This is a genomic window from Hyphomonas sp. (genome assembly GCF_041689225.1).
Classification (GTDB): Bacteria; Pseudomonadota; Alphaproteobacteria; order Caulobacterales; family Hyphomonadaceae; genus Hyphomonas.
On record NZ_JBDNGN010000173.1, the window covers coordinates 1 to 5524 of the forward strand.

Annotated in this window: 5 protein-coding genes and 1 pseudogene; 4 read left to right on the forward strand and 2 right to left on the reverse strand. The window is 61.7% G+C overall.

Going from position 1 to position 5524, the window contains the following annotated elements; genetic code table 11:
* Positions 1-211: 211 nt before the first annotated feature.
* Entirely contained in the window at positions 212-1795 is a 1584-nt protein-coding gene (locus ACESNB_RS17285; RefSeq protein WP_373009588.1) for an amino acid permease, read from the reverse strand.
* 106 nt (positions 1796-1901) lie between these two features.
* Complete coding sequence (locus ACESNB_RS17290; protein ID WP_373009589.1) at positions 1902-3140, reverse strand: aspartate aminotransferase family protein; 1239 nt, start codon at positions 3138-3140, stop codon at positions 1902-1904.
* A gap of 149 nt (positions 3141-3289) precedes the next feature.
* On the opposite strand from ACESNB_RS17290, the gene ACESNB_RS17295 reads away from it, so the two are divergent.
* The 4 genes and pseudogenes from ACESNB_RS17295 to ACESNB_RS17310 all read left to right on the forward strand — a co-directional run.
* A complete protein-coding gene (locus ACESNB_RS17295; protein ID WP_373009590.1) occupies positions 3290-3451 on the forward strand; it encodes a hypothetical protein in 162 nt (53 codons plus the stop codon).
* A gap of 292 nt (positions 3452-3743) precedes the next feature.
* Entirely contained in the window at positions 3744-4211 is a 468-nt protein-coding gene (locus ACESNB_RS17300) for an SspB family protein (RefSeq protein WP_373009591.1), read from the forward strand.
* 12 nt (positions 4212-4223) lie between these two features.
* The gene (locus ACESNB_RS17305; RefSeq protein ID WP_373009592.1) at positions 4224-4679 is read left to right on the forward strand and encodes a PaaI family thioesterase; all 456 of its coding nucleotides are present in this window, start codon (positions 4224-4226) and stop codon (positions 4677-4679) included.
* 72 nt (positions 4680-4751) lie between these two features.
* Positions 4752-5524: pseudogene (locus ACESNB_RS17310) on the forward strand (hypothetical protein); the annotation flags it as partial.

The following is a 5524-nucleotide window of genomic DNA, read 5'->3' on the forward strand; positions in this document are numbered from 1 at the left end:
AACTGGCGAAAACTACGCGGCTTTGACTACCTCGCCAAAGTCATTACCGGCGTCAAATTCAAAGACGGGATCGAAACCACCGAAACTGGCCAGATCGCCGCATGACCAAAAACTCTCAAACACCAGATTTGACAATAACTCTGAGGTTTCCCGTAGACTGCATCAAGGCGCCATGCCGAACAAGGCATGCCGCAAGGAGCGCTCCGCATGCCTAGTCGATTGGCGGCACAGGTTGTGGCGGTGCGTCCGGATCTAGCTCGTGGACTTCGACTGAGCCGCGCCCGAGATGGCTGTGACCCCGGCTGTAGAAGAAGTAGATCAGCAGGCCGATAGAGCCCCAGATTGGCAGCACCATCTTCGCGATGAAGGGCAGGTTCAGGTAGAGGCCGAGACAACCGAGTGCCGCGATGGGCGCAATGATCCATATCAGCGGTGTCCGGAAGGGCCTGTGCCGATCAGGGTCGGTCTTGCGCAGGATCATGACGGCCAACGCCACCATGAAGAAGGCGAACAGCGTGCCCGAATTGGAGATGTCGGCCAGCTGGCTGACCGGGAAGAACGCACCCGCAATAGCGACGACGATGCCGGTGAAAATGGTCATCTTCCAGGGCGTGCGGTATTTCGGGTGAACATCGGCCAGGCTTTCAGGCAGCAGGCCGTCGCGGGCCATGACGAAAAAGATGCGCGTCTGGCCGTAGATCATCATCAGGATAACCGAGGGCAGGGCGATCGAGGCGGCCAGGCCGACAAGGTTGCCAATCAGTGGGAAATTGATCCGCCGCAGCGTTTCGGCGAGAGCTTCCTTGGAACAGACGATGGGTGCTTCGCCAAGTCCCGACAACTCGGCACAGCGATTGGCGAAGGTCACGCCGTCCGGCGACAGGACCATGCCGGCGGCATCGCGCACCGGCTGTGCGCCGACGGTTCCGACCACGCCGGCGGCGACAAGGAGGTAGAATATGGTGCAGATTGCCAGCGACCCGATCAGGCCGATCGGCACATTGCGCTGCGGATTCTTGGTCTCTTCAGCCGCCGTCGAGACAGCATCAAAGCCGACATAGGCAAAGAAGATCGAGGCGGCTGCGCCGACAACCCCCAATCCGTCATGGCCCAGAATTCCGGTCGGCAGGAGGGGCGTGAAATTTTCGCCCTTCAGGAGGGGCATGCTGAGCACGATAAAGGCCGTCAGGGCCACGATCTTGATCGCCACGAGGACGGCATTGACCGAGGCGCTTTCGCTGGTGCCGAGGACGAGGAGCCAGGTCACAGCGCCGGCCACCAATATGGCGGGCAGGTTGATCACGCCGTGGCTGAAATCGACCGTTGGCATGAAACCGACAAGGCCCCATGCCGGTCCGCTACTCAGGAATTCGGGTAATCCAAGCCCGGTCGTATGCGCAATCAGCCCGATCACGTAACCCGACCATCCGACGCAGACAGCCGACGCGGCCACGGCATATTCAAGGATCAAGGCCCAGCCGACCATCCAGGCGAGGAGTTCGCCCATGACGGCGTAGGTATAAGTGTAGGCCGAGCCCGACACGGGAACCATGGAGGCCAGTTCGGAATAGCAGAGCGCTGCAACGGCGCAGACGAACCCGGCAATCATGAATGAGAACATCATTCCCGGCCCGGCCTTCTGGGCTGCGGCGGCCGTCAGCACGAAAATACCCGTGCCGATAATCGCGCCAATGCCCAGCATGGTCAGCTGGAAGGCGCCCAATGAACGATGCAGTGATTTTTTCTCAGCCGTGGCCAGGATGGCGTCGAGCGATTTCACCCGGTCAAAAATCATGTCTGGAAATCTTTCCGGAGGAATGCCGATCAGCGGAGGATAGAGCCAATTTGCGACCGCACGAGATTGATTTTTTCTCTGTCAGATTTCGTCCACCGCCTGGGCGTTAGCTGTAGCGCGCTTCAACCTTCGGTCCGGCCACGCCGCCGGCGACCGTGGCCATGCTGGCTTCGAGGTCTGCGAGGTAGTCGTCGACAATTTCGGCATGCTTGGGCGACAGCATCAGGTGCAGGCTCGGCGGCTCCTTGGTGACCGAGGTGAACCAGCCGCGCCGGTAGATTTCACCATAGATCGCGAAGGCGTGGTGGTCCGGGTGGCGGAAGGCCATCAGGCCAAGCATCGGATTGCCGAGGATTTCAAAGCCGAGCCGTTTGACGCCTTCCTCGATCCGCTCGCGCGTTTCGCAAACAAGGCCCTGTTTCTCGCGATAGCCCGCAACTCCCAGCGTGTTCATCACTGCCCAGGCTGCAGAGATCGCTCCGCCGGGCCGTGTGCCGGCGAGGGTCGGCGTTTTCATCGGCGCGCCTGACCAGCCCGCCATGTCGAAGGGCATGTACTGGTAGAGTTCCTCCGAACGGAACAGCACGGTCGAAGCGCCCTTGGCGCAATAGCCATATTTGTGCAGGTCGGCGCTCATCGAATGCACCTGAGGCACCTCGAAATCGAAAGGTGGCACCGGCACGCCGTTCATCCGGGCGAATGGCGCGAAATAGCCACCGACGCAGGCATCGACATGCAGCCAGACATTCTTCTTGGCGACGATCTCGCCCAGCGCGGCAATTGGATCAATGATGCCATGCGGGAAGCTGGGGGCCGAGCCGACCATCATGATCGTTGAAGCATCGCAGGCTGCGCCCATCGCATCCGGGTCGGCTTCATACGAGCCATCGGACTTTAGCGGCACGCGGCGGATCTCGATATCCATCAACAGCGCCGCCTTGTCGAAGGCGAGATGGGCCGACTGGGCGAGCACGATATTGGCGCCCTCGCGAGGCGTGCCATTGGCGCGGGCATAGTCGCGCGCCGTCTTGATCGCCATCGTGATCGAATCGGTGCCGCCGGAGGTCATCGCGCCGGTCGCGCCGTCCGGCCCGTGCAACAGGTCGAGGCCCATGCCGATGACGTCCTTCTCCATCTGCGCGAGACTTGGGAAGGCGAGGGGGCCAAGCCCGTTCTCGGCCATGTAGAGTCCATAGGCCTCGTGCTGGATGCGGGAGATGTCTTCACCGGCATTGAAGACATAGACGGCCGTGCGGCCGTCGCGCCAGGCAGCGTCGCCGCCCCCACGTGCGATCATATCGGCGCGGACATCGCGCCACTCACGGCCTGCCTGTGGCATCTTCATCGTTCGTCTTCTCCTGCAAGTCTCTCGTCCGGCCCTCATTCCTATGCGTCGCCACGGGCCTTGGCCAGTGCGGAAAGGAACCACCCGTCGGGGCAACCTTACGCGCCATCCCGCGTTGATAGAAACGCAATCATGAATGGAGACGCATCATGTCAGGCAAGCCCACGGAGAAAGAAGACGGCCCGGAAGATGTGCGGGTAATCCGCCCTGCGGGTCCTGAGAACATGGAAAACCCACCGGAGGAATGGGACGAGGTTGACGAAGAGAGCGACGAGTCGTTTCCGGCGAGCGACCCACCTGGCAATTACTGACTCTGCCAGGCACAGATCACCGGTAGCGTTCGCACCGCATGTCCCCAGGGCATGCGGTGCTTCTCTTGAGGTTGACCGCGTCGCGCGTTGCGGGGGGAGAGGATAATGAGGGTCAGCCCCCGGCTCAACTGGCGGGGTGATTACAGGATCAGGCAATCCACTCTTAGCCGCTGCAATTGAGCGAGTGCTGCTTTTTTCCTCGCCTGCCGTGCGAAGCCCGTTGCGGGGGAATGGGACCGGGCATAGTGTACAAGAAGTTACCAACATCAGGATCGAGGGCGATACAGCGAACATGACGGATTACATCGGATATGACGCGCTGACCCAAGCGGCCATGCGGGGCGTCGTTCGCGAATCGCTGAAGCGCGCGCTCGCTAATGGCGGACTGCCCGGCGATCACCATTTCTACATCACGTTCCGCACCAAGGCGCCGGGCGTGAAGGTCGCCGACTACCTGACTGAGCGTTTCCCTGAAGACATGACGATCGTCGTGCAGCACCAGTTCTGGGACCTCGAAGTCAACGAGGGTCATTTCGAGATCATCCTGAAATTCTCCGGCGTGCCGCAGCACCTGTTCGTGCCCTATGCCGCCATCACGCGCTTCGTCGACCCGTCGGTCAATTTCGGTCTGACCTTCGAGAACACGAACAAGGACGCGGAGGTCATTGCACCGGCCGTTGTCTTCGAAGCCACCGCGGAGGATAGCGCAACTGCCGACGCAGGCACGGTCGTGAATCTCGACGCCTTCCGGCGCAAATAGGCCGCCGGGATTTTGGCAGAGACAGACAAGCCCCGCATCAGCGACGCTGACATGCTGGCCCGCTTCCAGGGCTCGAAGAAACGACCGCCTTGTTCCGATACGCTCGGCATGACGCTGGCCGAAGTCGAACAGGACGCGATGCGCATCCGCATGGATTTCGACGTCCCGCAGATGTTCGCCAACCCCACCGGCGCGGTGCAGGGCGGCTTCATCTCCGCCATGCTGGACGAGGCGATGAGCACCTGTGTGATCATCGCGTCGAACGTGACGATGACCGCGCCGACGCTCGAAATGAAGACAAGCTTCCTGCGCCGCCTGATGCCGGGCCCGGCCCATGTCGAGGCACGCATCCTGAAGCTCGGCAGGTCGGCCGCTTTCATGGAGGCCGAATGTTTCGGCCCGGACGGCGAACTGGTCGCCAAGGCTACGGCAACCGCCATCCCGATGCCGTTCAAGCGGCTGGGCTGACGCAACGGCATCTGCGCCAGTGTCTCTGACTTGTGGTAGTCTCCGGAAAACAAGAATTCCAGGAGGAATCAGATGGCAGACGATACCAGCCCGGTGAAAGTGCCCCAGAGCATCATTGAAATTTCAGCCTTCGTGCCCGAAGCCCGGAAAGATCCCCACACGCCGCTCAAGGCCTTGCGCGATGCTTGCCCGGTCTTGCGGGACGAAATGGCGAAGACCTGGCTGCTGACGCGCTATGACGATGTGCGCGGCCTGGTCAATGACCGCAGCCATGTGCGCTTGCCGAGCAAGGCGGAGGAAGGCTCGCTGCCCCGACGGCTGGTCGACGACGACGATCCGGACGGCCGGCGCACCAGCATCCTCTTTCTCGACGACCCGGACCATGCCCGCATCCGCCAGCCGCTGGCCAAGGCCTTCTATGCGCGCATCAACAAGATGAAGCCCGAGATCGAGGCGATCATCGACGACACGATCGCGGCGGCGCCAAATCAGGGCGCGTTCGACCTTATGGAAGCAATAGCCGTGCCGATCCCTGTCCTCGTGATCGCCCGCATCCTTGGCGTCGATGAGAGCAGGCTCGCAGATTTCCGCCAATGGTCGGAAGACGTGATCCTCGGTCTCAACCCCATGCGCACCGAGGCGGAAACCGCGCGCCTGATGAGTGGCGCCGAAGCGCTCGACGCCTATTTCACCGAGCTGATGGTCGCCCGGCGTGCAGAGCCTCGCGACGACCTCATCTCCGACATGGTCCAGTTGCTGGCGAGCGGCGAAGCCGACATGAGCGATGACGAACTGCTCCTGAACCTGCAGGCCCTGCTTGTCGGAGGCAACCTGACGACGACCGA

Bases quoted from the DNA above. Each gene is read 5' to 3' on its own strand.
- ACESNB_RS17300 (WP_373009591.1), top strand. From the start codon at position 3,744: ATGACGGATTACATCGGATATGACGCGCTGACCCAAGCGGCCATGCGG.
- ACESNB_RS17285 (WP_373009588.1), bottom strand. From the start codon at position 1,795: ATGATTTTTGACCGGGTGAAATCGCTCGACGCCATCCTGGCCACGGCT.
- ACESNB_RS17295 (WP_373009590.1), top strand. From the start codon at position 3,290: ATGTCAGGCAAGCCCACGGAGAAAGAAGACGGCCCGGAAGATGTGCGG.
- ACESNB_RS17290 (WP_373009589.1), bottom strand. From the start codon at position 3,140: ATGAAGATGCCACAGGCAGGCCGTGAGTGGCGCGATGTCCGCGCCGAT.